This window comes from Microbacterium sp. CGR1 (assembly GCF_001266755.1).
GTDB lineage: Bacteria > Actinomycetota > Actinomycetes > Actinomycetales > Microbacteriaceae > Microbacterium.
This window is the reverse complement of sequence record NZ_CP012299.1, coordinates 146,371-171,761: the sequence shown is the minus strand read 5'-3', so window position 1 is coordinate 171,761 and position 25,391 is coordinate 146,371. Positions and strand designations below refer to the sequence as shown.

Here is a 25,391-nt window from a genome sequence, read left to right as displayed (position 1 = left end):
CACCGCGTAGGATGGAGGCGTGAGTGCGCCGAACGACACCCCTGTGGACACGCTGTCATTCGAGGCCGCTCGCGATGAGCTCGTGAAGGTCGTCTCCGAGCTCGAACAGGGCGCTCCGACCCTCGAGCAGTCGCTCGCTCTCTGGGAGCGCGGCGAGGCCCTGGCGGCCCGCTGCGAGGAATGGCTGCTCGGCGCCAAGCGTCGCCTCGAGGCCGCCCGTGCGACGTCGACCGGTGCCGCCGACGGAGACGACTCATGAGCAAGCCCGCTCCCATCGTCGCCGAACTGGGCCGGCCGGAGACCCCCGAAGAGACGGCGGCCCGCAAGGCCGCGTCGAGCAAGGCCTATCGCTCGAGCCAGACGGTGCGCAGCCTGGTGGCCGCTCTGATCGTCACGCTGGCCATCGTCACGGTGATCGTGCTCGCAGTTCCCCGTGGCGAACCCGCGACCGCCCAGAAGATCGACGTGGTCGGCGTAGCCGCGGACGTGGAGTCCACCATGGATCGCCCGGTGATCGTGCCCGACCTGGCCGACTTCTGGAGAGTCAACACGGCCGAGCTCACGAGCGGCGCGACGACGGTCTGGGATGTCACCCTCGCCCCGTCAGCCGAGGATGAGCGCGGATTCATCAAGCTGGCACAGGCCTTCGATGCTGACGCAGCCTGGGCCCCGCAGCGCCTCAACGGAACCGCGCCGACGGACACGACGTCGATCGGCGGGCTGGAGTGGGACGTCTACGACCTCGGCGATGCCGGTGCGAAGCAGAACATCACCTATGCGATCGGCACCCAGGCGGGTGACGACTACCTGCTGCTCTACGGCTCACGCTCCGCCGACTCCACCGCCGAGCTCGCCGAGTCCCTCGTCCCCCAGATCCGCGACCTCTCGGAGTAGCCCTCATGACAGACACGCTCACGCCCGCCGCCGCCTGGAAGCAGATGCAGGAGGGCAACCAGCGATTCGTCGATGACGCCCCGCGGCACCCGAATCAGGATGTCGCCCGACGCAAGCACCTGGCTGCGGCGCAGCATCCTGTCGCCACCCTGTTCGGATGCTCCGACTCCCGGCTGGCCGCGGAGATCATCTTCGACCTGGGGCTCGGCGACCTGTTCGTCGTCCGCAATGCCGGTCAGGTGATCGGCGAGTCGATCGTCGCGAGCCTCGAGTACGCGGTCGCGGTGCTGAACGTCCCCCTGATCGTCGTGCTCGCACACGACTCGTGCGGTGCTGTGCGCGCCGCCATCGACGGCACCGCGATCGACGCGGCGCCGCTGCCGCCGCACATCTGGAAGCTCATCGCACCGATCGTGCCTGCGGCCCGGAAGGTGCTCGTCGAGAGCGGCGGGACCACGGTCGCCGAGATCGACGCCGACCTGGTCGGCCAGGAGCACCTGCGCAACACGGTCCGCGACCTGCTGCAGTCGTCCGAGGTGATCTCCCACGCCGTCGCCGAGGGTCGTCTGGGCATCGTCGGCGCCAACTACCGTCTGGCCGAGGGAACCGCGATTCCCGTCATCACGGTCGGACTCGACACAGACGGAAACGACACCGAGGGGCACAGCCCCGCAACCAAGGAGGGTTCGGAATGACCGACCAGCACAGCGGCGCAGACGCGCAGGGCTACCGCATCGAGCACGACACGATGGGCGAGGTGCGAGTTCCCGTGAACGCGCTCTACGGCGCACAGACGCAGCGCGCCGTCGAGAACTTCCCGATCTCGGGCAAGGGCCTCGAATCCACGCAGATCGCCGCCCTCGCGCGCATCAAAAAGGCCGCCGCGCTCGCGAACAAGGAGCTGGGCACGCTCGATGGGGCCATCGCGGACGCGATCGCCCAGGCCGCCGACGAGGTCGCATCCGGTGCACATGACGGCGAGTTCCCCGTCGACACCTACCAGACGGGCTCCGGCACGTCGTCGAACATGAACATGAACGAGGTGCTCGCGACCCTCGCGACGCGCATCCTCGGTGCGGATGTGCACCCGAACGACCATGTGAACGCCTCGCAGTCGTCGAACGACGTGTTCCCGACCTCGGTGCACATCGCGGTCACGCAGGCGCTCATCGACACCCTCATCCCCGCGCTCGACCACCTCGCCGTCGCCTTCGAGGCGAAGGCCGAGCTGTGGAAGGACGCGGTGAAGTCGGGTCGCACGCACCTCATGGACGCCACGCCCGTCACCCTGGGCCAGGAGTTCGGCGGCTACGCCCGTCAGATGCGCCTCGGCATCGAGCGCGTGCAGTCGGCCCTCCCCCGCGTCGCCGAGGTCCCGCTCGGCGGCACCGCCACCGGCACCGGCATCAACACCCCGCTCGGGTTCCCGCAGAAGGTCATCGAGCTGCTCGCAGCCGAGACCGAGCTTCCGATCACCGAGGCCAAGGATCACTTCGAGGCACAGGCCAACCGCGACGGTCTCGTCGAGGCGTCCGGCGCGCTGCGCACGATCGCCGTCTCGCTGACCAAGATCAACAACGACCTGCGCTGGATGGGCTCCGGCCCCAACACCGGACTCGGCGAACTGCACATCCCCGACCTGCAGCCGGGTTCCTCGATCATGCCCGGAAAGGTGAACCCGGTCGTCCCCGAGGCCGTGCTGATGGTGTGCGCACGAGTGATCGGCAACGACGCGACCGTCGCCTGGGCCGGAGCATCCGGCTCGTTCGAGCTCAACGTCGCGATCCCGGTCATGGGCACCGCCGTTCTCGAGTCGATCCGTCTGCTCGCCAACGCCTCGCGCGTGCTCGCCGACAAGACCGTCGACGGACTGCAGGCGAACCTCGACCGCGCGGCGGCTTTCGCCGGAATGAGCCCGTCGATCGTCACCCCGCTCAACAAGCTCATCGGCTACGAGGCTGCGGCGAAGATCGCCAAGCACTCGGTCGCGAAGGGCATCACGGTGCGCGACGCCGTGATCGACCTCGGCTATGTCGAGCGCGGGGACCTGACGCTCGAGCAGCTCGACGAGAAGCTCGACCTGCTGTCGATGACCCACCCGGGTTGATCACCGGTAACTGACACGACGGATGCCGCAGGGACTCGTTCCCTGCGGCATCCGTCGTCTCCGCCCCCATCAGCAGCAGCGGGCTCCGGGGTCGGCATCCTGCTGGGCGTAGTGCGCCCGCCAGAACTCGCGTTCGGTGAGCGGCTCTCGCTCGGGATGCCGCTCCCGTTCGTGCGCGACGTAGGCCGTGTACCGCGACTGCCCTGTCACGCCGTTCATGTACCAGGCGACGGAGTGCCAGATCCTGCGCGCCGCCTCGGCCACCGCCGCAGACATCAGTGCCCCCTCGTCGCCTGGGCGGACGAGGGCAGCGCGTTCCACTCCTTCTCGACCGCGCGCTCCTCCGGTGAGGCGATGAGTCCTGCCGGAGCGAACCGACGCGACGGCACCTCCGGGTCTTCGTGATCGATGATCGGCCCGGGTCGCACCGCCTGGATGACCTTGACGATCGAGATCGTGATGACGATCACAGACAGCACCAGGAAAGTCACCGACAGGATGCCCTGGATCATCGTGTTGCGCACCACCGCCTCCATCGCGGCGACGCTGGTCGCCGTGCCGAACGACGTCTCGCCCGCAGCGAGCGCGTCGCGGAAGGCGACGTGATTGGCGAAGTAGCCGACCTGCGGCACGCTCGAGAAGATCTTCTGCAGCGACGCCGTGACGGTGACGACCGTCACGAATGCCAACGGCAGAGCGACCACCCAGAGAACCGTGAACGTGCGCCTGCGGGCGACGATGGTGAGCACCACGGCGAGCGCGATGGCCGCCAGCAGCTGATTGGCGATGCCGAACAACGGGAACAGGGTGTTGATGCCGCCGAGAGGGTCCGTGACGCCCATGATCAGCACCGCGCCCCAGCCCGCGACCATCACCGCCGTGCAGATCCAGGCCCCGGCCCGCCACGACGTGTCCTTGAAACGGGGGATGACGTTGCCGACCGAGTCCTGCAGCATGAATCGCGCGACACGGGTGCCGGCATCCACCGCGGTCAGGATGAACAGCGCCTCGAACATGATCGCGAAGTGATACCAGAACGCCATCATCCCGGTGCCGCCGATCCACTGCTGCATGATGTGCGCGAGGCCGAGAGCGAGGGTCGGCGCACCGCCGGTGCGGGAGACGATCGACTCCTCCCCCACAGCTTCGGCCGTGCTCGTGAGCATCTCGGGGGTCAGGTTCACACCCGTCAGCCCGAGGCTGTTGACGAACTGCACGGCGCCTTCGACGGTGCCGAGGGTCGCGGCTGGCGAGGAGTTCATCGCAAAGTACAGACCACGGTCGATCGAGATCGCGGCGACGAGCGCCATGATCGCGACGAACGACTCCATGAGCATGCCGCCGTAGCCGATGAAGCGGGTCTGTTTCTCCTTCTCGATCATCTTCGGCGTGGTGCCCGACGCGATGAGCGCATGGAATCCGCTCAGCGCCCCGCAGGCGATCGTCACGAACAGGAACGGGAAGAGGGAACCCGCCCAGACCGGCCCCGTCTCCCCCGCCGCGAATTCGCTGAAGGCCGGGACGGTGATCTCCGGCCGCACGAAGAGAATCGCGACGGCGAGTGCCACGATCACGCCGATCTTCATGAACGTCGAGAGGTAGTCGCGCGGAGCGAGCAGCATCCACACCGGCAGCACCGCGGCGATGAAGCCGTAGATGATGATCCCCCACGCGATCGTCGTGCGGTCGAGGGTGAAGACCGCCTGACCCCAGTCGGTCTCGGCGACCATCCCGCCGCCGATGATCGCCGCCATCAGCAGCACGAACCCGATGAGCGACACCTCGGTGATCTTGCCTGGTCGGATCCACCGGAGGTACGCGCCCATGAACAGGGCGATCGGGATCGTCATGGCCACGGAGAACACGCCCCAGGGGCTCTCGCCGAGGGCGTTCACCACGACGAGAGCGAGGATCGCCGTGATGATGATCATGATGAGGAGTGTGGCGACGATGGCCGCCGTGCCGCCGAATCGACCGAGCTCATCGCGGGCCATCTGGCCGAGAGAGCGCCCGCCCCGGCGCATCGAGAAGAACATCACGAGGTAGTCCTGCACGGCACCTGCCAGGACGACTCCGACGATGATCCAGATCGTGCCCGGCAGGTAGCCCATCTGCGCGGCGAGCACGGGTCCCACGAGAGGGCCGGCACCCGCGATCGCGGCGAAGTGGTGTCCGAACAGCACTCGACGGTCGGTCGCGACGTAGTCCTTGCCGTCCGCCTTGTACTCGGCGGGTGTCGCGCGTCGGTCGTTCGGCTTGACGAGGTTGCGCTCGATGAACTTCGAGTAGAAACGGTAGAAGACGAGATAGGTGCAGACCGCCGCGAACACGAACCAGATCGCGTTCACCGTCTCGCCTCTGACGATGGCGAGCATCGTCCAGGCGACACCGCCCAGTAGCGCGATCGCCGCCCAGAGGACGATCTTCAGCGGTGTCCAGCGCGGCTTCTCATCGACAGCCACCGGGGGAAGCGAGTGGTCTTCGACAGTCTTCGTTGTGTCACTCATGGCGCATCACTCCATCGTCTGCGTTCGGTGCCACGAGCGTAATCCGACGACCACGCCGACGGAAGCGAATCGCCGACGCATCCGCCGGAACATGCGACAGCGGATGCCGTGACACCACGGCATCCGCTGTCGGACCACTCAGGTCAGCTGAGTTCGCCCCCTTCGAGAAGCTCGGTCACCAGGGCGGCGATCGCGGAGCGCTCGGACCGCATCAGCGTCACGTGGGCGAACAGGTCATGCCCCTTGAGCGTCTCGATCACGCTGGCGATGCCGTCATGACGGCCGACACGGAGGTTGTCGCGCTGGCCGACGTCGTGGGTCAGGATCACGCGCGAGTTCTGCCCCATGCGGCTGAGGACGGTCAGCAGCACGTTGCGCTCGAGCGACTGCGCCTCGTCGACGATCACGAACGCGTCGTGCAGCGACCGACCGCGGATGTGCGTGAGCGGGAGCACCTCGAGAATGCCCCGTTCGACGACCTCCTCCATGACGTTGCCGGACACGACCGAACCGAGCGTGTCGAACACCGCCTGCCCCCACGGGCCCATCTTCTCGCCCTGATCGCCGGGCAGGTAGCCGAGCTCCTGGCCTCCGACGGCGAACAGCGGGCGGAAGACGATGATCTTCTTCTGCTGCTGTCGTTCGAGCACCGCCTCGAGGCCGGCGCAGAGAGCCAGGGCGGACTTTCCGGTGCCCGCGCGCCCGCCCAGCGAGACGATGCCGATGTCCGGGTCGGTGAGCAGGTCGATCGCGATCCGCTGCTCGGCGGACCGCCCGTGCATGCCGAAGATGTCGCGGTCGCCGCGGACGAGCTTGTACTCGCCGTCTCCCGTGATCCTGCCGAGTGCGGAACCGCGCTCGGAGTGGATGATGAGCCCGGTGTTCACCGGCAGGCCCCTCGCATCTTCGCTGATGCCCACCTCGCTCTCGTAGAGATCGCTGATCTCGTCACCGGACAGGTCGAGGGTGGTGATTCCGGTCCATCCCGAATCGACGGCCTGCTCGGCGAGGTACTCCTCGGCACGCAGACCGAGCGAGGCCGCCTTGACGCGCATCGGGAGGTCCTTCGAGACGATCGTGACATCCTGACCGTCCTGCGCGAGGTTCATCGCGACCGAGAGGATGCGGGTGTCGTTGTCGCTCAGCCGGATGCCGGCCGGGAGCACCGAGGAGTCCGTGTTGGCCAGCTCGACCCGAAGCGTGCCGCCCTCGCCGACCTCGACGGGGAAGTCCAGCCGTCCGTGCTCGACGCGAAGGTCATCGAGGTGGCGAAGCGCCTGACGGGCGAAGTATCCGATCTCCGGGTCGTGCCGCTTGCCTTCGAGTTCGGTGATGACCACCACCGGAAGGACGACCGAGTGCTCGGCGAACCGGAAGAACGCCTGCGGATCGCTCAGCAGGACGGACGTGTCGAGCACATAGGTCCGAAGATCCTGATCAGGACCCTCCGCCCCCGCTCGCATCGTCGTCTTACGGGTGGACTGCTGCGCGGTGCTGGTGGACTGCTGCGCTGTACGTGAGGTCACGACCCACTCCCGACCCGGGGAACTCCCGGTTATTCGAACGAGTCGACCAGGGGGTCACGAGTCGTCATCCTGAGGCCGACCCGACGGGCACCTTGCCCGATGCCTAGAAGCTACGACCAGCCGCCGACATTTGACGAACTCGACACGCCACGAGTTCGTTACGTGTTGGTTAACGCGGGGTGGCGTCGTCGGCGAGGTCAGCGGCCGAAGCGCCGGTCGCGGTCGGCGAAGTCGCGGATCGCGCGGAGGAAGTCGACCTGTCGCAGGTCCGGCCCGAGCGCCTCCACGAAGTAGAACTCGCTGTGGGCGCTCTGCCAGAGCAGGAAGTCGCTCAGACGCTGCTCGCCGCTCGTGCGGATGACGAGATCGGGGTCCGGCTGGCCGCCGGTGTACAGATGCTCCCCGATCATCTCGGGGGTCAGATGAGCGGCGAGGTCCTCGATCGTGCCGCCGGACGCCTGATGCGCCGTGACGATGCTGCGCACCGCATCGACGATCTCGTTGCGCCCGCCGTAGCCGACCGCGAGGTTGACGTGGAGGCCGGTGTGGTCGCGCGTGCGCTCCTGTGCGTCGTCCAGCACCTTCGCGAGCTCCGCGGGAAGGATGTCGGAGCGTCCGACGTGCTTCACACGCCAATTGCCCTCGCGCGACAGTGCCTCTGCGAGCTCGGCGATGATCTCGATCAGATCGGCGAGCTCGGCGGAGTCGCGCTTTCGCAGGTTGTCGCTGGACAGGAGATACAGCGACACGACCCGCACCCCGAGTTCGTCGCACCAGCCGAGGAACTCGCGCATCTTGGCGGCACCCGCCCTGTGTCCCTCCGCGGGAGTCTCGTAGCCGAGCTGCCTGGCCCAGCGCCGATTGCCGTCGATCATCATGGCGACGTGATGGGGAACGGTCGCCGGATCGAGATGGCGGCGCAGCCGGCTGGTGTAGAGGCGGTACAGCGGCCCCCGCCCCTGACCATCGCGTGTCATCACCTCCCTACGCTATCGCGTCGGCGTCGGCGGACCCAGGGCCGACGCTCAGGATATGTACGCTCGCCTGCATGGGCGCCCGCATAGAGTGAAGGCGTGAGCACTCCCGACTCCTCGGTACCTGACGTCCCCCAGCTGCCTCTCCTGGAGGAGGCGGCGCACGACGCCGCCGTCGAGATCAAGCCGACCTGGCGCGGCTGGATCCACGCGGCCACGTTCCCCGTCGCGATCGTCGCCGGGGTGGTGCTGATCACCGTCGCGCAGGGCGGCGCGGCCAAGTGGGCCGCCGCCGTGTTCATGGCCACCTCGCTGCTGCTCTTCGGCAACTCCGCTCTCTATCACCGGATCGACTGGAGCCCGAAGGTCAAGGTGATCCTCAAGCGGATCGACCACGCGAACATCCTGCTGCTGATCGCCGGCACCTATACGCCGCTCGCCGTGCTCGCGCTGCCCCCTCCGAAGGGCGCCCTGCTGCTCGTGTTCGTGTGGAGCGGGGCGCTTCTCGGCATCCTGTTCCGGGTGTTCTGGATCAATGCTCCGCGGTGGCTGTACGTCGCCCTCTACCTGCTTCTGGGCTGGGCTGCGGTGATGTACCTCGCCGACCTCTTCGTCGCGAACGCCACGATGATGGTGCTCGTCATCGTCGGAGGGCTCCTCTACACGGGGGGCGCAGTCGTCTACGCGATCAAGAAGCCCAACCCTTGGCCCGGCCATTTCGGGTTCCACGAGATCTTCCACGTGTGCACGGTGCTCGCGTTCCTGTGCCACTGGGTCGCGTGTCTGCTCATCGCCCTCGCACCGCTGTCCCCGTCACTCGGGGCCTGACCCGCCGAAGGCTCGGTCAGCGCTTCTCGGGGTCGTCGTCGCCCTCGCGCACGATCGGCAGGTCGGCATCCGTCTCGGTCGCCTCGTCAGCCGCCCGCGCGGCCTCTTCGGCGTCGAGCTCATCCCTGACCTCTTCGCGGTAGCGGACCCGACGGATGCGACGGTTCATGTCGAGGATCAGCAGGATCACCGCGATCAGGATGATCACGACGGCGGCGAAGCCGACGAATCCGGGCGTGACCAGCTCCGGTGCCACCGTCATCGTGGGCGTCGGCATCGGTGTCTCGGTCAGAGCGAGCATGGAGTCTGCCTTTCATGCGCAGGTCGCATAACCTGGAGTTACCAGCCTAACGACCGGAAGACCCACCCCGTGACGACCGCACAACAGCTCGACGACCGCTACGGTCGCACCCGCTCCCGCCGGGGGCCATGGATCGTCCTGATCGCTATCGCGGCACTTCTCGTCGGCGCGTTCGGCTGGATGATCGTCGCGGCGCAGATGAACGCGGTCGACTCCGACGATCTCGGCTTCGATCTGGTGGATGAGCACAGCGTCACCGTGCGCTTCCAGATCACCGGGGTGCAGGGCAAGGACGTGGCCTGCATCGTCGAGGCGCTGGACGAGGAGTTCGGGGTCGTCGGCTGGAAGGTCGTCGAGATCCCCGCCGGAGATGCCCATTCGCAGGCGCTCTCTGCCACGGTTCCCACCGTCTCGAGCGCCACGACAGGTTTGGTGAACAGCTGCTGGGTCGCTTAGACTCGAGCCAGACAGATGACGCCCTGGCACCGTGCCGGGGCGTCTTGGCATATCCCCCGCGGAACGTCGCCGGGTACCTAACGAAGGAGCTTCGTCATGTCTACTGACGCTCAGGTTCCCTTCCTCACGCAGGAAGCGTATGACCGGCTCGTCGCCGAGCTCGAGCACCTCTCCACCACCGGTCGCGAAGAGATCGCCAAGCGCATCGAAGCGGCACGCGAAGAGGGCGACCTCAAGGAGAACGGCGGGTACCACGCCGCCAAGGACGAGCAGGGCAAGCAGGAGGCGCGGATCCGCACCCTCGAGAACCTTCTCAAGACCGCCAAGGTCGGCGAGGCGCCCGCGAGCCGCGGCATCGTCGAGCCCGGCACGGTCGTGACCGCCGTGGTCGCCGGTGGCGAAGAGGTCTTCCTCCTCGGCAGCCGTGAGATCGCCGTGGGCAGCGACCTCGACGTGTACAGCGAGGCCAGCCCGCTCGGACAGGCGATCCTCGGACTCAAGGTCGGCGAGAAGTCCTCGTACGAGGCGCCGAACGGCCGCGCGATCTCGGTCGAGATCGTGAACGTCGAGACCTACACCGGCTGACGCGCTTCGATCACCCGCGCGTTCCGCGACGACAGAAGGCCCCGTCCGAATGGACGGGGCCTTCTGTCGTCGCGGGTCAGTCCGGAACGATCATCGGCTGGAAGCCGGCACGACGGAGGGTGTCGAGGGTGTGCTCGGAATGCTCGGTGCCCCGCGTCTCGACGCTGAGCTCGAGGAAGACCTCGCTGATCTGCAGCCCGTGCCCGTGACGGGTGTGCATCGCCTCGATCACGTTGGCACCGGCCTCCGCGATCAGCTCGGACACCCGCGCCAGCTGACCGGGACGGTCGGGCAGCGGGATGCGGATCGTCAGGTACCGGCCGGATGCCGCCAGACCGTGAGAGACCACGCGCTGCAGCAGCAGCGGGTCGATGTTGCCACCGGAGACCACGGCCATGGTCTTGCCGCTGGCCTTCACCTTGCCGGCGAGGATCGCGGCGACTCCGACGGCACCCGCCGGCTCCGCGATCACCTTGGACTGCTCGAGCAGCACGAGGATGGCGCGTGCGAGGTCGTCGTCCGTGACCGTGACGACCTCGTCGACGAGGTCCTTGATGATCTCGAACGGGATGGCGCCGGGGCGTGCGACCAGGATGCCGTCGGCGATCGTGGGCTTCGTCTCGATGTCGACCGGGTATCCCGCTTCGAGTGAGGGAAGCATCGCCGCGGCGTTCTCGGCCTGGACGCCGATGATGCGGACGGTGCGGCCCATCTCGGCGGCCTTGGCCTTCACCGCGGCGGCGACACCGGCGATCAGGCCTCCCCCACCGATCCCCAGCACGATCGTGTCGACGTCCGGAGCATCCTCGAGCAGCTCGAGTCCGAGCGTGCCCTGGCCGATGACGACATCGCGGTGGTCGAACGGATGGATGATCACCGCTCCCGTGCGCTCGGCGAACTCGGCGGCGAGCCGCAGCGACGTCGCCACCGTCTCTCCCTCGAGCACGACCTCGGCGCCGTAGCTCCTGGTCGCCAGCAGCTTGGGCACCGGGATGCCGATCGGCACGAAGATGGTCGCCGGGATTCCGAGGGTCTGCGCCGCGAGGGCGACGCCCTGCGCGTGATTGCCGGCGGAGGCCGCGACCACGCCGCGCGCGCGCTCTTCGGCACTCAGCTGGGAGAGGCGATATGCGGATCCCCGGATCTTGAAGGAGCCCGTTCGCTGCAGGTTCTCCATCTTGAGCACGACCGGCGCTCCGAGGACATCCGACAGAGCGCGCGAAGGCAACGTCGGCGTCCGCGTGATCACCTCAGCCAGACTCTGAGCTGCCTTCTCGAACTCGTCCAGGCTGGGGACTGCGCTCATCGATTCCTCCGTCTCCGCTCGCGCGGAACTGTGCTCCAGATTAGGTCTGCGTTCGGGACGTCGCCGGTCTTCCACGACCCCGTGCTGACGGTCACCGCTGCGACGTTGACGAACGCTGCGAGAGGCACCGCGAACAGCGCTCCGGGGATGCCGCCGACCATCGAGCCGCCGGCGACGACGAGCACGACCGCGAGCGGGTGCACCTTCACCGCGGAGCCCATCAGGATCGGCTGCAGGATGTGCCCCTCGAGCTGCTGCACGCCGAGCACGACGGCCAGCATCGCCAGAGCGATCCACGGCCCGTTGTAGACGAGGGCCAGCAGGACCGCGATCGCGCCGGTCACGACCGCACCGACGATCGGCACGAAGGATCCGAGGAAGACGAGCACGGCGACCGGTATCGCCAGCGGGACGCCGAGCAGAGCGGCACCCACGCCGATGCCGACCGCGTCGATCGCGGCCACCAGCAGCTGCGTGCGGGCGTAGTTGACGATCGTCGCGAAGCCGTTGCTCGCGGCCGCGTCGGCGGCCGGGCGCGCCGCGCGCGGGAACAGGCGCAGCGTCCAGCGCCAGATCCCCCGACCGTCGGCGAGCAGGCAGATCAGGATGAACAGTGAGAGGACCGCTCCGGTCACCACATGCGCGGCGGTCGTGCCGACCGCGAGAGCCCCGTTGAGGAGCGTCTGCGTCTGCTCGTTGATGATGCCGAGGCCCTGATCGATGTAGTCCTGAATCTGCGTCTCACTCAGGTGCAGCGGTCCGTTGAGAAGGAACTGCCGGAACTCCTCGATCGCCTGGGAACTCCGCGCCTGCACGTCGGGCAGCTGGGCGCGGACCTGCCAGATGACGAGCCAGAGCAGCAGGGAGACGATCGCGAGCGTGCCGATGATCGACAGCGCCACTGCCAGCCAGCGCGGGAACCGGTGGCGCAGCATCCACTGGAATCCCGGCCACAGCAGAGCCGTGATGAGGATGCCGACCATGAGCGGGATCACGAGGAGCTTCAGCTCGATCACGAGCCAGATGAATCCGGCCACCACCGCTGCGATCAGCAGGATGCGCCAGGAATATGCGGCCGTGATGCGGAGTCCTCGCGGGACGGCTTCATCGGCCTCGGTGGTCACCGTGCGATCCGGCGAGACCGGGCGCGGACGGAAGAGGTCTCTCAGCCGTGGACGCAGCTCTTCGCTCATCGCCCAAGTCTATGGCGCGGGCGCCGCGCGTCCGGACGTACGAGGCCCGGATGTCGGCGCTCGGAGATACCCTGACGAGGTGACCGAGACCCTCAGCTCCGCCCAGGCCCGTCGCATCGCGCTGGCCGCGCAGGGTTTCTCCCGCGCACGCCCCGCATCGGTGTCGGCCCGGCACATCCACCGGGTGATGGATCGGCTGGGCGTGCTGCAGATCGACTCGGTCAACGTGTTCGCGAGGTCGCACTACATGCCGCTGTTCTCGCGTCTGGGAGCCTACGATCCGGCGCTGTTCGATCGGGTGTTCCACTCCCGGACCACCCACTACGTCGAGTACATGGCTCATGAGGCGACGTTCATCCCCATCGAGGATTGGCCGCTGTGGCGATTCCGGATGGATCACTTCCGCGCTCGATGGGCGGCGGCCGACTCGTGGATGAGCCTGAACACGCGGACGCTGCGCTGGGTGCAGGACGAGCTCAGGGCGCGGGGCCCACTGCGACCGGCGGATCTCCGAGAAGATGCGCCCCGCGAGCGCGGCACATGGTGGGACTGGGATGACGTCAAGCTCGCACTCGAGCATCTGTGGCGCACCGGGGACGTCGCGATCAGCGGTCGGAAGGGCTTCGAGCGCAGCTACGCTCTTGCCGAGCAGGTGATCCCCGACGCCATCCTGTCGCGCCACGTGCCGCGGGACGATGCGATCCGCGAGCTCACACGTCGGGCGGCGCGCTCGTCGGGAGTCGCGACGCAGTCGGATCTCGCGGACTACCACCGCATCCGCGATCGCGCGGCGGTCTCGCAGTCGATCGCCGATCTGGTCGACACGGGCGAGCTGCTCCCGGTGTCGGTGCGGGGCTGGGACCGCGGTGGGCGCCCGCTCCCGACCTGGCGACATCGGGATGCCGTGCTGCCGCGCCGCATCGACGCGTCAGCGCTGCTGACACCGTTCGATCCCGTCGTCTGGTTCCGCGACAGAGCGCTGCGCGCCTTCGAGCTCGACTACAGGATCGAGATCTACGTCCCCGCCGACAAGCGGCGATACGGCTACTACTCGCTGCCCGTGCTCGTCGGCGACCGGATCGTGGCCCGCGTCGATCTGAAGGCCGACCGCGCGACGTCGACGCTTCAAGTGCAGTCGGCCTGGTGGGAGCCTCAGGCCAGGCCTGACGCCGACGCTGAGCGGATCGCCGCAGAGCTGGCGCTCGCAGCGGAATGGCAGGGCCTCGCGCATGTCTCGGTCTCGCGGTGGGGCACCGCGGCAGAGGCTCTTCACGCCGCACTCTCGGTTCGCCCGGACACGTCCGTGCGTCGCCATGTGCACGCGAGAGAGGTGCCCTCGTGAATCGCCGCAGGGCATGGGCGATCGGCGGCGTCGCTGCCGCTCTCGTCGTCGTGGTGGCGGCATCATGGCTGTGGCTGTCATCCGGCGATGTGTCCCCTGCTGCCGGTCCCCCGGCGACGAGCAGCGCGCCCACGCCTGAGATCGATGTGCGCACGACCGCACAGCAGGCGCTGGACGACCACCTCGAGGAGTGCACGTCTGCGGAGGTCTCCGATGACGCCGTTCCCGACGGATGCGGGATCAGGATCCCCTGGGGCACCGAGTTCGCCTCGGTCGACGACGTCCGGTTCCGCATAGAGCAGCTGCCGGTCCTGGAGCTCACGGACGGTGGATTCGTCGCCGACGGGGGCGTCCTCGTCGCCACCGTGTCGGGCACAGGTCAGGACGGCAGTCCGAGGACCGAGACGTATCGCACGGACTCCTGGACGCTCCGCGGTGGCGTGACCGTCGAGAGTGACGTTGTGGAGCTCGACGTCTGGTGAGCGTCGCTCAGGCCCCGCGATCGACTCGCCACGGGCGGCCGGACATGCAGAAGGCCCGATGCGCTGGTGCGCACCGGGCCTTCTGACACATCAGAACTGCACGCGTGGCGGCTCGGAGATCGCGCCGCTGTCGGCGACCTCGAAGAACTCGCGCTCGGTGAATCCGAGTCCCTTGGCGAAGAGATTGTTGGGGAAGACCTTGATCTTGGTGTTCAGCTCGCGGACCCCGCCGTTGTAGAAGCGGCGCGCAGCCTGGATCTTGTCCTCGGTGTCGACGAGGGCCTGCTGCACCTGAAGGAAGTTCTGGCTCGCCTGCAGCTGCGGATAGGCCTCGGCGACCGCGAACAGGCTGCGGAGCGCCTGCTGCAGATGACCTTCGGCGATGCCCGCCTCGCCGGGGCTGCCGGCAGACAGCGTCTCCGCTCGCGCACGCGTGACGTTCTCGAACACCGCCTTCTCGTGCGAGGCGTAGCCCTTCACCGTCTCGATGAGGTTGGGTATCAGATCCGCTCTGCGCTTCAGCTGAACCGTGATGCCGCTCCAGGCCTCGTCGACGCGGACGTTGAGCTGCACCAGCGAGTTGTAGGTCGCCCAGAGGTAGATTCCGATGAGCAGAATCACACCGACGACGATCAGTACCGGCACGAGCCATTCCATCAGAGGCCCACCCTTCCTCGTGTTTGTCTCATCCTATCGGCGCAGCCTGCGCGTCGACTGGGTGTGCGACGGTCAGCTGCAGCCCCGTCATGCGCCGAGAACGCGATCCAGGTATCGGTTCGTGAATCGGCGATCCGGGTCGAGCCGGTCGCGCACGGCGGTGAAGTCGTCGAACCGCGGATAGCGCTCTCGCAGCTGCTCGGCGGTCAGCGTGTGCAGCTTGCCCCAGTGGGGGCGTCCGCCGTGCTCGAGCATGATCTGCTCCACGGCCTCGAAGTACACAGAAGGATCGGCGCGCCAGTAGCGGTGGACCGCGATGTACCCCGTGGCCCTGCCGTACGCCGTCGACAGCCACCTGTCGTCGCCCGCCGCGAAGCGCACCTCGATCGGGAATTCGATGCGCCATCCTCGTCGCTCGATGAGCTCGCGCACAGCGCGGAAGGCCGGCACGACGTTCTCGACGGGCAGCGCGTACTCCATCTCGCGGAACCGCACCGTGCGGCTCTGTGTCAGGACGCGGTGCGACAGCTCGGTGTAGCGCCGGTCGCCCGTGAGCTTCACCGCGAGCCTGTTGAACGGCGGAGTGATGATGGGTGCCACCTGCCCGGCGGCGCATACCGCCCGGTACACGCCGTTCGAGAGCAGGGTCTCATCGATCCAGCGCCCTACGACCGGGAGAGGCTGCCGCCGAGTCGACTCCGGCAGTCTCGTCTGTCTCTTGGTCAGAGCGATGTCCGTGTGCGGGAACCAGTAGAACTCGAAATGGTCCGATTCCTCGACCCGACTGTGCAGGGTCTCGAGAACGTCGTCGAGAGGCGCTGGCTCGTCGACTGCCTCCATGAGGAGGTTCGGCACGCACTGCAGCGTGATGTCGACCAGGATCCCGAGTGCGCCGAGTCCCAGAGTGACCGCGGGCAGCAGATCGGTGTTCTGCCTCTCGTCCACTCTCAGGAACTCGCCGGCTGCGGTCACCATGGTCGCCGCGACGACCTGTGTGGCGAGTCCTCCGAACCCGGACCCGGTCCCATGGGTCCCGGTCGAGATCGCGCCGGAGATGGACTGACGGTCGATGTCGCCGAGGTTCTCCATGGCGAGACCGAACGGCGCAAGCAGTGAGGGGATGCGGTGCAGCCGGGTTCCCGCGAGCAGAGTCGCGCGGCCGGTGGACGCGTCGGCCGATACGAGTCCTTGCATGTCGTCGAGTTCCAGGAGCACCCCGGGGGCGACGGCGATGCCCGTGAAGCTGTGCCCCGCTCCGACCGCCTTCACGGTGAGACCTTGCGACACAGCCGCCCGGACGGCGCGCTGCACGCCTTCCGGCGTGCGCGGGCGCTCGACGCGGAGCGGCTTCACCTGCGCCGACCGCCCCCAGTTCTGCCAGGTTCCGCCGATCCGGGTCACAGGAACGCCTTCCCCTCGCCGCGATACGTGGGAAGCTCGTCGACGATCTCGTCGCCGGAGACGAGCTGGTAGCTGTCGATGCGCTCGGCAGGCTCGCCGCTCTTCGCGTGGCGGAACCAGACCCGATCGCCCACTCCGAGGTGCTGGGCCTCTCGCCCCTGCAGCGGTGTCTGCACCTCGCCCGCGGCCTCGCGCGACAGAGTGCGCAGTCCCTGCGGCCAGACGGGCGATGGCTGTCGCGACGTCACGGCGGGGCCCGAGGCGATCCATCCGCCACCGAGCACGGTCGCGATGTCGGCGGCCGGCCGCCGCACCACGTCGAACGCGAACGCCGACGCCGGTGCCGGGCGGAAGGATCGGTACCCGTCGAAGAGGTGCCCTCCGAGCAGTCCGCTGCCGGCACTCGCCTCGGTCAGCGATTCGTCGCTGCCGGTGAACTCGAGGGAGCCGGTCCCTCCGCCGTTGAGGAACTCGAGAGGGGCGATCTCCGAGAGTGCGCCGACGATCGCGGCTCGTCGGTCTCGCAGCTCTGACCGGGAGCGCGCCTGCATCAGACGGATCACCGGCGCGTCCGGTCCCGCGTTGTCGCCCTGCCCGGCGATCTGGGCCTCGTACATCTGCAGGCCGACGAGCGTGAAGCCGGGGCGGCGGACGATCGTGCGAGCGAAGGCCGCCACCTCTCCCGGAGTGAACAGCGCGGACCTGCGGACGCCGATATGACCGAGCGCCGCCGATCGCAGTGAGGCGTCCGCGTCGATCGCGACACGGATGTCGGGGCGATGGCCGGCAGGCGCGACGCTGTCGACGATGTCGAGATGCGCCGGGTCGTCGACCATGAGCGTGATGCGCCGCACCGCCTCTTCTGATTCGAAGAGCTGCGCGAGTCCCGCGCGATCGACCGTCGGGTAGCCGATCACGATGTCGTCATGGGTCTCGGCGAGCCAGAGCGCTTCGGCGAGGGTGAACGCGAGAATCCCCCGGTAGCCCGGAAGCTGCAGCACCGCGTCGAGCACCGAGCGCACGCGCACCGACTTCGAGGCGACGCGGATCGGCAGTCCGCCCGCACGGACCAGCAGATCCAGGGCGTTGTGCCGGAGCGCTTCTCTGTCGATCACCGCCACGGGAGCAGAGAGGTGGCCGGTCGCCGCAGACAGGCGCGGCCAGTACCGTGACGGGTCGTGCCACTCGGGGGAGACTGCGTTTCGTCCCTGATCGGGGCTCATATCGGCGATGAGGTCGAGCACTCCCCCACCCTATGTCCAGCGCGGACGCGGATTCATGCTTTCTGAGATCGAGTCGCAGCGCAGTCGTACGGCCACGTCCGGAATCCCGGTACTTTAGCCGCAATGCTCGTAATGAACATCCACGGTCGCCGTCTCTATCACTGAGGCCGTCATTCGTGGCGGCTCACCGGCCGTGCCCGGCCGGTTGCCGGGGGGTAGCGATGCTGTCTCAGCAGCATCACAGGGAGACGGGCGCTGGGACGCCCGTTTCCCTTCGCGCTGTCCGTGCGGGATGCGGCGCCGGAGCGGCCGATATACCCGTGTAATCTGAGCCAGTCACATGGAGCCCCCGTAGCCCAATGGCAGAGGCAGGCGACTTAAAATCGCTTCAGTCTGGGTTCGAGTCCCAGCGGGGGCACATCGCGCTTCTCAGCCATCCGCGCGTCCATCTGCCGCGCCGCGGGTCTGTCCGTTCGTGGATGCCGACCCGCGCGCCTCACGGACGCGGCGCAGGACCAGCACACCGACGGCGATCGCCAGCGCTGAATACACGGCGTAGTCGAGATACCCGAGCAGGTGCTCGAGCTGCTCGTGCTGGGTTCCCAGCAGGGCACCCACCCCGATGAGCAGGGTGTTCCACAGGCCGCTGCCCACGATGGTGTAGACGCTGAATCGGGCCAGGTTCATCCGCGTGGCACCCGCAGGGATCGAGATCAGGCTGCGGACGCCGGGGACCATCCGCCCCACGAGCACCGTCCACCCTCCGCTTCGCTGGAACCAGGCCACTCCCCGGTCCAGATCGCCGCGGCTGACCAGCTTGGTGGCCGCGAGAAGCCGCACGGCCCGCTCGATGCCGATGGCCGCCCCGAGCCAGTAGAGCAGGAGCGCCCCGATCCATGAGGCGAGGGTGCTCCACACGATCAGCCAGCCGAGCGTGAGGTCGCCGCTCTGACTCAGGTAGCCGGCGAACGGGAGAATCACCTCGCTCGGAATGGGCGGGACGAGCACCTCGAGGAACACCAGCACGCCCACCCCGATGTCGCCGAGCTGGGTGAGGACGTCGGCGGCGAACCCGGTGAGGCCGGAGAATCCGTGATCCGACGGCGATGACTCGGCGGCCGCCATGATCGCCCCGCTCATCGGCCGAACAGATCGCCGATTCCGGGGATGCCGAGGTCGCCGAGCCGCTGGCCCCATTCGCTCGCGGTGTCGCCGAGGCCCGAGACGGTCTCGCCGGCCGATCCGAGAACACCCTCAGCGGCTCCCGCGAGCTCCTCTCCGCCGAGTCCGCTCGCGATCGCCTCGACGTCGACACCCTGCGCGAGCGCGTCGAAGTCGACACCGAGCCCGGCCGCCTGCTCGAGAAGGGGGGCGGCGACGGCACTGCCGACGGCGCCGACCGCCACGATGCCCAACGCGCCCACGGCGGCGCCGCCGACGGCACCGGCAGCGCCGAACCCGCGCACCCGCGACAGGATGCCGCGCATGCGTCCGGGGTGCGCCGCCTCGGAGCGCCCGGCCGCACGTGCGAGATCCTCCGGCGAGGACGAGGTCGGGCGTTCGCCGGGCGCGAGCTCCGTGTTCATGCGCTCCTGCACCTGCGCGCGCTGCGCCGGCGTCAGCCGCGCGAACGCCTCGCGATGGATCTGCTCGACGCGGTGCGGATCTGCGGTCTCGAGCAGGTAGTCGTACCGTGCGATCGCGGCCCGGTCGGCGTCCGACCCCGATCCGGCTGCACGGGAGGCGGAGGCGGCACCGGCAGGAGGCGGAGAGTACGGGTCACGCGACGTCCGGTGCACCGGCGGAGGAGAGTATCGATCATTCTCCGGGTGACGCCGTCCGGGCGCGGGAGGCGTCTGCCCCCGCGAGCCGTCGCGATCCGTGCGGGATCCGCTCTCGTCGAGATCGAGGGCGCGAGCGGCCATCCCGAGCAGTCGGTTGAGTTTTCCCATGGTGACGATTCCTTCGTGGTGTGGACGACCACGGGTCTCGACAGCGGTGCGGTGAGGGGTCCTTGGCCGTCCGCGGATACGGACGCCAGGTCTCCTCCACCCTCACGGGCCGGTGGGCCGGGACACGACCTCGTATCCGTAATGACGACACCACCGCAGACGGGAGTACTCCCCTTGCGCTGCCGACGGTAGCAAGCGCGCCTATGAACGGGGTGCGAGACCCGCCCCGTCGGCGGAGACGACGAACGCCCCGACTCCGGAGGACTCGGGGCGTTCGAGGAGAGGACTACTTGGCGGCAGCCGTCTCGGCGGTCTTCTTGGCGGCCGGCTTCTTGGCACCGGTCTTCTGGCCGGCGGGCTTCTCGTCAGCAGCCTTGTCGACGGCGGTCGCCTGCGCGGCCGGAGCCGTGACGGCGGGAGCCGGCGCATCGGCGGCCGGACGCGGGCGAGCGGCGAACTCCTCGAAGACATAGCGCGGGTTCTGGACCGTCTCGAGGTTCACCAGGTCGCGACCGAGCCACAGGTTGTTCCACCAGCCCCACACCACGCGGAACTTGCGCTCCCACGTGGGCATCGCGAGGCCGTGGTATCCACGGTGGGCGACCCAGGCGACGAACCCCTTGAGGGCGATCTTGCCGGACTGGAAGACACCGTTGTAGAGCCCGAGGCCCGCGACGGCGCCGAGGTTCTTGTGGAAGTACTCCTTCGGGTCCTCGCCACGCAGCACGGCGACGATGTTCTTCGCGAGGAGCTTCGCCTGACGGACGGCGTGCTGGGCGTTCGGCACGCAGAAGCCGCCGACGCCACCACCGGACAGGTCGGGGACGGCAGAGACGTCACCGGCGGCCCAGGCCCCGGGAACGAAGGCCTCGGGGGTGCCGACACGGAGGTCTGCACGGGTCTGGATGCGGCCGCGCTCCTCGATCGGGAGGTCGCCACCGCGCACCACCGTCGGGTTCGCCATGACACCGGCGGTCCAGACGATCAGATCGGTGGGGATGACCTCACCCGTCGACAGCTCGACGTTGCCGTCGACCGCGCTGGTGAGCTGCGTGTCGAGGTGCACGTTGGCGCCGCGCTTCGCGAGGTCCTTGAGCACCCACTCGCTCGTCTGCAGCGAGACCTCGGGCATGATGCGCCCCATCGCCTCGATGAGGTGGAAGTGGGTGTCGTCGAAGGTCAGCTGCGGGTACTTGCTGACCAGCGACGAGGCGAGCGAGCGCAGCTCGGCGAACACCTCGATGCCGGCGAAGCCACCGCCGACGACGACGACGGAGAGCAGGCGATCACGCGCGGGGCCCGCAGGCAGCGACGCCGCCTTGTCGAAGTTCGACATCAGGCGGTCACGGATCGCGACGGCCTCCTCAATCGTCTTCAGACCGATCGCGTTGTCTGCGATGCCCGGGATCGGGAAGGTGCGCGAGACGGCACCCGCGGTCACCACGATCTGGTCGTATGCGAACTCGTACGGCTCGCCCACGGGAGGCGTGATCGTCGCGACCTTCTCGGCGTGGTTGATTCCGGTCACCTTGGCGGTGAGCACGTTCGTGCGCTTGAGGTGACGACGGTGGGCGACCACCGAGTGTCGGGCTTCGATCGAGCCGGCGGCCACCTCGGGGAGGAACGGCTGGTACGTCATGTACGGCAGCGGGTCGACCATGGTGACGTCTGCTTCACCCTTGCGAAGGTGCTTCTCCAGCTTCCACGCCGTGTAGAAGCCTGCATAGCCTCCACCGACGATCAGAATCTTGGGCACAGTGCGGTTCTGAGGCACAGGGGGACAACTCCTCGGGAGTCAGGAATGTGGCGTGCGTGCGCGCGCCGATCGGATGCGCCGGGCAGCTGCGGTGACGCCAAGCGCTATCAGGATACCAGGGACTGTGAGCGCGATGAGCGGCAGGGTACCGTAGCGCAGCGATTCAGCGCTGGGAAGCAGCGGTGAACCGGCTTCCGTCGGCGCGTCCGCATCCGGCAGAGGCGGCACCTCGACCGGCGCGGCGGTGGGTTCCGGCTGCGGGACCGTCTCCGCCCGACGGAACAGGCGGACCCACTCGGCGAGGTCTCCCATGGGGTTCTCGGAGACCTTGGGCACGTCCCCGCTGATCGCCGCCTCGGCATCCACCAGACCGTAGCCGTAGAGGGGGTCGGGAGGATCCGCCATGCCGGGGACCTCGATCGCCGTCTTGATGATGCGGTTGATGACGTTGGCGGCATCGAGCTCGGGATGCGCGGACCGGACGAGGGCCGCGATGCCCGCGACGATGGGCGCCGCACCGCTGGTGCCGCTCCAGGGCACGACCGTGCCGTCCGCCGAGACGCCGCGCAGGCCCTCGCTGGGTGCCGCGATGCCGATGGTGATCCCCTGCGTCGAGGCCTCGATGCTCGCCGTGCCCGTCTGATCGACTCCGCCGACCGTGAGCACGCCGGGGATCGTCGCGGGGGCGCCGATGATGTCGGTGCCGCTCCCCCGATTGCCCGCCGCGACCACGACCACGACGTCGTTCTCGAAGGCGTAGAGGAACGCGTCGTCCCAACTCTTGTCCCAGTCCAGCGTGTTCGTGGTGAACGAGAGGTTGATGATGTCCGCCCCGTGATCGACCGCCCAGCGCATCGCCTTCGCCACCTGCTCGGTGAACGGCACGGCGGCAGCTGCGCCGAACCCCACGGAGATCGAGAGCAGATCGGCTTCGGGGGCGACGCCGATCATGCCCTTGCCGTCGGCCGCGCCGCGCCCGGCGGCGAGGGATGCGACCCACGAGCCGTGATTGCCGTCGATGGCACCCACCGGGGTGCGCCCGTCGGGTGTCCCGGTGCCGGACACGTCCGTGCCGCCGACGACGGCCCCGTCGAACACTCCCGGGACCTTGGCGATCCCGGTGTCGATGACGGCGATGGTCACTCCGTCGCCGCGGGTGGTCTGCCAGGCGTCTCGGATCCCGGCGCCATCGAGCCAGTATTCGGCGGCGCGCACCGGATCGGCAGGATCATCGGGCACCGGCGGCGGCGTCGCCGCCGCGCCGAGGAGCAGGACGGATGCCACGATCGTCGCCACCGCGACGCCGTTGCGCAGCATCCGCGGCGGCCTCATTCGGTCGACGCCTCGACGTCGCGCAGCGCCGCGCCCGGGGCGTCGCACCGGCACTTCTCGGGAGACCACGTCGAACGCTCGAGAGCCACGTCGCCGATCGGGTTCACGCCGGGGCCGGCCGCGAGAGCGTGACCGGCCAGAGCGTGCAGGCACTTGACGCGCGTGGGCATGCCGCCGGCCGAGATGCCGTCGATCTCGGTGACCTCGCCGAACTGCGCACGGTCGGCGAGGTAGGCCTCGTGCGCCGCGAGGTAGGCCGCCGCGACCCCGTCGTCCTCGGCGAGGAGCGCCGCGAGCTCCGGCATGACCTGAGTGGCCTCGAGAGTCGACATGGCCGCAGTCGCGGCAGGGTGGGTGAGGTAGTAGAAGGTGGGGAACGGCGTTCCGTCCGGCAGCCTCGGCGTGGTGGCGACGACCGTGGGGTTGCCGCACACGCAACGGGCTGCGATGCCGACGACGCCGCGCGCGGTTCTCCCCAACTGGGCCGACACCACGGCGAGTTCGGCGGTCGTGGGGGCGGGGAATGGCGGCGTGGTCACCCGACCAGCGTACGGGAGCCGACCGGGAGGATGCTCGGAGCACACGCCCCGTGCGGCGGCGGCGCGGGTCAGCGGGCGACTGCGGCCGTGTCGCTGAGTCCGGCGGACGTCAGAGTGCGCAGGAGCTGCGGCATCCAGTCGGAGGGCGTCTCCTCGAGCGTGTCGCTGACCGGGCCCTGCTGCTGCGGAAGCGCTGCGGGGTCGAGGTCGTTGTCGATCAGGTACACGACCTCGCCGGGCTTGACGTAATACAGGCGCTCACGCGCCTGGGTGGTGATGTACGCCGGGTCGTTCCAGCGTTCACGCTCTTTCTCGAGCGCGGCGATCTGGTCTTCGGAGACCTGGATCGACTGCTCCAGAGCCGAGATCTTCTGCCTCTGATCGATGAAGGTGCCGAAGGTCGGCACCAGCACCCATGCGCCGAGGACCACGAGAGACAGCATGATGACCGAGAAGGCCGACAGGCGGATGCCGGAGGCCCACTCGCGCACATCGACCCTGCGGTCCTGCGCGCCTCTGCTCGCCGCGCCCCGGGGCGTCCGGCCCGCGGGCCGCCTTACGGCCGACGGCGGCGCTGAGGCGGGCCGGGACGACCCCGGAGACGCCGAAGGAGGAGCCGGTCGTCGTGCCACGGCTCCTCCTCCGTTCGAGCCGCTCAGGCGGCTTCTGTCTGTCTCAGCTGTGTTCAGCCCTGGTAGCGCGGGAACGCGGAGCGGCCGGCGAAGACAGCCGCGTCGCCCAGCTCTTCCTCGATGCGCAGAAGCTGATTGTACTTCGCGACGCGCTCGCTGCGAGCAGGCGCACCCGCCTTGATCTGACCCGCGTTCGTCGCGACCACGAGGTCGGCGATCGTCGTGTCCTCGGTCTCACCCGAGCGGTGCGACAGCATGGCGGTGTAACCCGAGCGCTGCGCCAGGCTGACCGCGTCGAACGTCTCGGTGAGCGTTCCGATCTGGTTGACCTTCACGAGCAGCGAGTTGGCGACGCCGCGCTTGATGCCGTCAGCCAGACGCGTCGGGTTCGTGACGAACAGGTCGTCTCCGACGAGCTGGACCTTCGAGCCGAGAGCGTCGGTGAGGAGCTTCCAGTTGTCCCAGTCGTCCTCGGCGAGGGCGTCCTCGATCGTGACGATCGGGAAGTCGTTGACCAGACCCTGGTAGTACTCGATCAGCTCGGGGCCGGTCCAGTCCTTGTTGTCGAGGCGGTACACGCCGTCGCTGAAGAACTCGGTCGCTGCGACGTCGAGGCCGAGCGCGATCTCGGTGCCCGGCTTGAAGCCGGCCTTCTCGATCGCCTTGACGAGGAAGTCGAGACCCTCGCGGTTGCTGGGCAGGTCGGGGGCGAAGCCGCCCTCGTCGCCGAGGCCCGTCGCGTAGCCGGCGGCCTTCAGCTCGCCGCGCAGCACGTGGTAGGTCTCGACACCCCAGCGGAGCGCCTCGGAGTACGTCTCGGCGCCGATCGGCGCGAGGAAGAACTCCTGCATGTCGATGCCGTTGTCGGCGTGCTCGCCGCCGTTGATCACGTTGAAGAGCGGCACGGGCAGCACGTGCGCGTTGGGGCCGCCCAGGTAGCGGAACAGGGGCAGATCGGCCGAGTCGGCCGCGGCCTTCGCGACGGCGAGGCTGACGCCGAGGATCGCGTTGGCGCCGGTGCGCTGCTTGTTCTCGGTGCCGTCGGTCTCGATCAGGATCTCGTCGACGATGCGCTGCTCGCTCGCCTCGATGCCCTCGAGCGCCGGTCCGAGCTCGTCGATGATGGCGTCGACGGCCTTGAGCACGCCCTTGCCGCCATAACGGCTCTTGTCGCCGTCGCGCAGCTCGTACGCCTCGAATGCGCCGGTGGATGCACCCGACGGGACGGCTGCCCGCTGGACTACGCCGTCGTCGAGGAGCACCTCCACCTCAACGGTCGGGTTTCCGCGCGAGTCGAGAATCTCGCGTGCGCCTACAGCCTCGATCAGTGCCACTGATGTGCTCCTTGCTCAGAGAAAAGGTGTGTGGAGCGTCGTCGATCCGCGCCCAGTCTAGCCC

26 protein-coding genes and 1 tRNA gene are annotated in these 25,391 nt (G+C 68.5%); 10 read left to right on the top strand and 17 right to left on the bottom strand.

Going from position 1 to position 25,391, the window contains the following annotated elements:
• The first annotated feature begins 19 nt into the window (after nt 1-19).
• The 4 genes from AKG07_RS00785 to AKG07_RS00770 are packed head-to-tail and all read left to right on the top strand — an operon-like array spanning nt 20 to nt 3,001.
• The gene (locus AKG07_RS00785; protein ID WP_053095525.1) at nt 20-259 is read left to right on the top strand and encodes an exodeoxyribonuclease VII small subunit; all 240 of its coding nucleotides are present in this window, start codon (nt 20-22) and stop codon (nt 257-259) included.
• Nucleotides 256-894: a DUF4245 family protein gene (locus tag AKG07_RS00780; protein ID WP_053095524.1), complete on the top strand. Its 639-nt coding sequence runs from the start codon at nt 256-258 to the stop codon at nt 892-894. The genes AKG07_RS00785 and AKG07_RS00780 overlap by 4 nt, the downstream gene beginning before the upstream one ends.
• 5 nt (nt 895-899) lie before the next feature.
• Entirely contained in the window at nt 900-1,589 is a 690-nt protein-coding gene (locus AKG07_RS00775) for a carbonic anhydrase (RefSeq protein WP_053095523.1), read from the top strand.
• Entirely contained in the window at nt 1,586-3,001 is a 1,416-nt protein-coding gene (locus tag AKG07_RS00770; RefSeq protein WP_053095522.1) for a class II fumarate hydratase, read from the top strand. Before AKG07_RS00775 ends, AKG07_RS00770 begins: the two co-directional genes overlap by 4 nt.
• Nucleotides 3,002-3,070: 69 nt before the next feature.
• On the opposite strand, the gene AKG07_RS00765 is transcribed toward AKG07_RS00770, so the two are convergent.
• The 4 genes from AKG07_RS00765 to AKG07_RS00750 all read right to left on the bottom strand — a co-directional run bounded on the left by AKG07_RS00765 (nt 3,071) and on the right by AKG07_RS00750 (nt 8,011).
• Entirely contained in the window at nt 3,071-3,277 is a 207-nt protein-coding gene (locus AKG07_RS00765) for a YbdD/YjiX family protein (protein WP_053095521.1), read from the bottom strand.
• Nucleotides 3,277-5,508 (bottom strand): carbon starvation CstA family protein, encoded by a 2,232-nt coding sequence (locus AKG07_RS00760; protein WP_053095520.1) that lies wholly within the window; start codon nt 5,506-5,508, stop codon nt 3,277-3,279. Before AKG07_RS00760 ends, AKG07_RS00765 begins: the two co-directional genes overlap by 1 nt.
• A gap of 143 nt (nt 5,509-5,651) precedes the next feature.
• Complete coding sequence (locus AKG07_RS00755) at nt 5,652-6,971, bottom strand: PhoH family protein (RefSeq protein WP_053095519.1); 1,320 nt, start codon at nt 6,969-6,971, stop codon at nt 5,652-5,654.
• A gap of 260 nt (nt 6,972-7,231) precedes the next feature.
• The gene (locus AKG07_RS00750) at nt 7,232-8,011 is read right to left on the bottom strand and encodes an isoprenyl transferase (RefSeq protein WP_053095518.1); all 780 of its coding nucleotides are present in this window, start codon (nt 8,009-8,011) and stop codon (nt 7,232-7,234) included.
• 96 nt (nt 8,012-8,107) lie between these two features.
• Here AKG07_RS00750 and trhA point away from each other — a divergent pair, with 96 nt between their 5' ends.
• A complete protein-coding gene (gene trhA, locus AKG07_RS00745; RefSeq protein ID WP_053095517.1) occupies nt 8,108-8,836 on the top strand; it encodes a PAQR family membrane homeostasis protein TrhA in 729 nt (242 codons plus the stop codon).
• A 16-nt stretch (nt 8,837-8,852) separates the two neighbouring features.
• Here trhA and AKG07_RS00740 read toward each other — a convergent pair whose 3' ends face one another.
• On the bottom strand, nt 8,853-9,137 hold the full coding sequence (locus tag AKG07_RS00740) for a hypothetical protein (protein ID WP_053095516.1): 285 nt from the start codon (nt 9,135-9,137) through the stop codon (nt 8,853-8,855).
• Between the two features lie 69 nt (nt 9,138-9,206).
• On the opposite strand from AKG07_RS00740, the gene AKG07_RS00735 reads away from it, so the two are divergent.
• Both AKG07_RS00735 and greA read left to right on the top strand, forming a co-directional pair.
• Nucleotides 9,207-9,593 (top strand): DUF4307 domain-containing protein, encoded by a 387-nt coding sequence (locus tag AKG07_RS00735; RefSeq protein ID WP_053095515.1) that lies wholly within the window; start codon nt 9,207-9,209, stop codon nt 9,591-9,593.
• A 96-nt stretch (nt 9,594-9,689) separates the two neighbouring features.
• Nucleotides 9,690-10,178 carry a transcription elongation factor GreA gene (gene greA, locus AKG07_RS00730; RefSeq protein ID WP_053095514.1) on the top strand — a complete coding sequence of 163 codons (489 nt, stop codon included), beginning with the start codon at nt 9,690-9,692 and terminating at the stop codon, nt 10,176-10,178.
• A gap of 76 nt (nt 10,179-10,254) precedes the next feature.
• On the opposite strand, the gene ilvA is transcribed toward greA, so the two are convergent.
• Together ilvA and AKG07_RS00720 are read right to left on the bottom strand one after the other, a co-directional pair.
• Nucleotides 10,255-11,484, bottom strand: coding sequence for a threonine ammonia-lyase (ilvA, locus tag AKG07_RS00725; RefSeq protein ID WP_053095513.1), 1,230 nt, complete (start codon nt 11,482-11,484; stop codon nt 10,255-10,257).
• Nucleotides 11,481-12,677: an AI-2E family transporter gene (locus tag AKG07_RS00720; protein ID WP_082297766.1), complete on the bottom strand. Its 1,197-nt coding sequence runs from the start codon at nt 12,675-12,677 to the stop codon at nt 11,481-11,483. The genes ilvA and AKG07_RS00720 overlap by 4 nt, the downstream gene beginning before the upstream one ends.
• Nucleotides 12,678-12,756: 79 nt before the next feature.
• On the opposite strand from AKG07_RS00720, the gene AKG07_RS00715 reads away from it, so the two are divergent.
• Nucleotides 12,757-14,019: a winged helix-turn-helix domain-containing protein gene (locus tag AKG07_RS00715; RefSeq protein WP_053095512.1), complete on the top strand. Its 1,263-nt coding sequence runs from the start codon at nt 12,757-12,759 to the stop codon at nt 14,017-14,019.
• A complete protein-coding gene (locus AKG07_RS00710) occupies nt 14,016-14,501 on the top strand; it encodes a hypothetical protein (RefSeq protein ID WP_053095511.1) in 486 nt (161 codons plus the stop codon). Before AKG07_RS00715 ends, AKG07_RS00710 begins: the two co-directional genes overlap by 4 nt.
• Before the next feature lie 90 nt (nt 14,502-14,591).
• Here the strand turns inward: AKG07_RS00710 and AKG07_RS00705 are convergent, their stop codons facing one another.
• The 3 genes from AKG07_RS00705 to AKG07_RS00695 all read right to left on the bottom strand — a co-directional run bounded on the left by AKG07_RS00705 (nt 14,592) and on the right by AKG07_RS00695 (nt 17,803).
• A complete protein-coding gene (locus AKG07_RS00705) occupies nt 14,592-15,158 on the bottom strand; it encodes a LemA family protein (protein ID WP_042542063.1) in 567 nt (188 codons plus the stop codon).
• Between the two features lie 87 nt (nt 15,159-15,245).
• Nucleotides 15,246-16,559, bottom strand: a complete 1,314-nt coding sequence (locus AKG07_RS00700) for a D-arabinono-1,4-lactone oxidase (RefSeq protein WP_053095510.1) — start codon at nt 16,557-16,559, stop codon at nt 15,246-15,248.
• Nucleotides 16,556-17,803 carry an alanine racemase gene (locus AKG07_RS00695; RefSeq protein ID WP_053095509.1) on the bottom strand — a complete coding sequence of 416 codons (1,248 nt, stop codon included), beginning with the start codon at nt 17,801-17,803 and terminating at the stop codon, nt 16,556-16,558. Before AKG07_RS00695 ends, AKG07_RS00700 begins: the two co-directional genes overlap by 4 nt.
• A 324-nt stretch (nt 17,804-18,127) precedes the next feature.
• On the opposite strand from AKG07_RS00695, the gene AKG07_RS00690 reads away from it, so the two are divergent.
• Nucleotides 18,128-18,200, top strand: a tRNA-Leu gene (locus tag AKG07_RS00690).
• Nucleotides 18,201-18,211: 11 nt separating this feature from the next.
• Here the strand turns inward: AKG07_RS00690 and AKG07_RS00685 are convergent.
• The 7 genes from AKG07_RS00685 to eno form a co-directional block, all read right to left on the bottom strand.
• Complete coding sequence (locus tag AKG07_RS00685; protein WP_053095508.1) at nt 18,212-18,922, bottom strand: DedA family protein; 711 nt, start codon at nt 18,920-18,922, stop codon at nt 18,212-18,214.
• On the bottom strand, nt 18,919-19,734 hold the full coding sequence (locus tag AKG07_RS00680; protein ID WP_053095507.1) for a hypothetical protein: 816 nt from the start codon (nt 19,732-19,734) through the stop codon (nt 18,919-18,921). The genes AKG07_RS00685 and AKG07_RS00680 overlap by 4 nt, the downstream gene beginning before the upstream one ends.
• Nucleotides 19,735-20,020: 286 nt before the next feature.
• Nucleotides 20,021-21,490 (bottom strand): NAD(P)/FAD-dependent oxidoreductase, encoded by a 1,470-nt coding sequence (locus AKG07_RS00675; RefSeq protein ID WP_053099042.1) that lies wholly within the window; start codon nt 21,488-21,490, stop codon nt 20,021-20,023.
• Nucleotides 21,491-21,529: 39 nt separating this feature from the next.
• Nucleotides 21,530-22,822, bottom strand: a complete 1,293-nt coding sequence (locus tag AKG07_RS00670) for a S8 family serine peptidase (RefSeq protein WP_053095506.1) — start codon at nt 22,820-22,822, stop codon at nt 21,530-21,532.
• A complete protein-coding gene (locus AKG07_RS00665) occupies nt 22,819-23,361 on the bottom strand; it encodes a DUF501 domain-containing protein (RefSeq protein WP_053095505.1) in 543 nt (180 codons plus the stop codon). Before AKG07_RS00665 ends, AKG07_RS00670 begins: the two co-directional genes overlap by 4 nt.
• 68 nt (nt 23,362-23,429) lie before the next feature.
• Complete coding sequence (locus tag AKG07_RS00660) at nt 23,430-23,852, bottom strand: FtsB family cell division protein (protein WP_233277296.1); 423 nt, start codon at nt 23,850-23,852, stop codon at nt 23,430-23,432.
• A 194-nt stretch (nt 23,853-24,046) separates the two neighbouring features.
• Nucleotides 24,047-25,327: a phosphopyruvate hydratase gene (gene eno / locus AKG07_RS00655; RefSeq protein WP_053095504.1), complete on the bottom strand. Its 1,281-nt coding sequence runs from the start codon at nt 25,325-25,327 to the stop codon at nt 24,047-24,049.
• Nucleotides 25,328-25,391 lie beyond the last annotated feature (64 nt).

Coding starts and splice junctions, on each gene's coding strand:
- AKG07_RS00775 (WP_053095523.1), top strand. CDS start 900: ATGACAGACACGCTCACGCCCGCCGCCGCCTGGAAGCAGATGCAGGAG.
- AKG07_RS00755 (WP_053095519.1), bottom strand. CDS start 6,971: ATGCGAGCGGGGGCGGAGGGTCCTGATCAGGATCTTCGGACCTATGTG.
- ilvA (WP_053095513.1), bottom strand. CDS start 11,484: ATGAGCGCAGTCCCCAGCCTGGACGAGTTCGAGAAGGCAGCTCAGAGT.
- AKG07_RS00740 (WP_053095516.1), bottom strand. CDS start 9,137: ATGCTCGCTCTGACCGAGACACCGATGCCGACGCCCACGATGACGGTG.
- AKG07_RS00685 (WP_053095508.1), bottom strand. CDS start 18,922: ATGAGCGGGGCGATCATGGCGGCCGCCGAGTCATCGCCGTCGGATCAC.
- AKG07_RS00765 (WP_053095521.1), bottom strand. CDS start 3,277: ATGTCTGCGGCGGTGGCCGAGGCGGCGCGCAGGATCTGGCACTCCGTC.
- AKG07_RS00770 (WP_053095522.1), top strand. CDS start 1,586: ATGACCGACCAGCACAGCGGCGCAGACGCGCAGGGCTACCGCATCGAG.
- AKG07_RS00680 (WP_053095507.1), bottom strand. CDS start 19,734: ATGGGAAAACTCAACCGACTGCTCGGGATGGCCGCTCGCGCCCTCGAT.
- AKG07_RS00670 (WP_053095506.1), bottom strand. CDS start 22,822: ATGAGGCCGCCGCGGATGCTGCGCAACGGCGTCGCGGTGGCGACGATC.
- AKG07_RS00750 (WP_053095518.1), bottom strand. CDS start 8,011: ATGACACGCGATGGTCAGGGGCGGGGGCCGCTGTACCGCCTCTACACC.
- AKG07_RS00760 (WP_053095520.1), bottom strand. CDS start 5,508: ATGAGTGACACAACGAAGACTGTCGAAGACCACTCGCTTCCCCCGGTG.
- AKG07_RS00720 (WP_082297766.1), bottom strand. CDS start 12,677: ATGAGCGAAGAGCTGCGTCCACGGCTGAGAGACCTCTTCCGTCCGCGC.
- AKG07_RS00780 (WP_053095524.1), top strand. CDS start 256: ATGAGCAAGCCCGCTCCCATCGTCGCCGAACTGGGCCGGCCGGAGACC.
- AKG07_RS00705 (WP_042542063.1), bottom strand. CDS start 15,158: ATGGAATGGCTCGTGCCGGTACTGATCGTCGTCGGTGTGATTCTGCTC.
- greA (WP_053095514.1), top strand. CDS start 9,690: ATGTCTACTGACGCTCAGGTTCCCTTCCTCACGCAGGAAGCGTATGAC.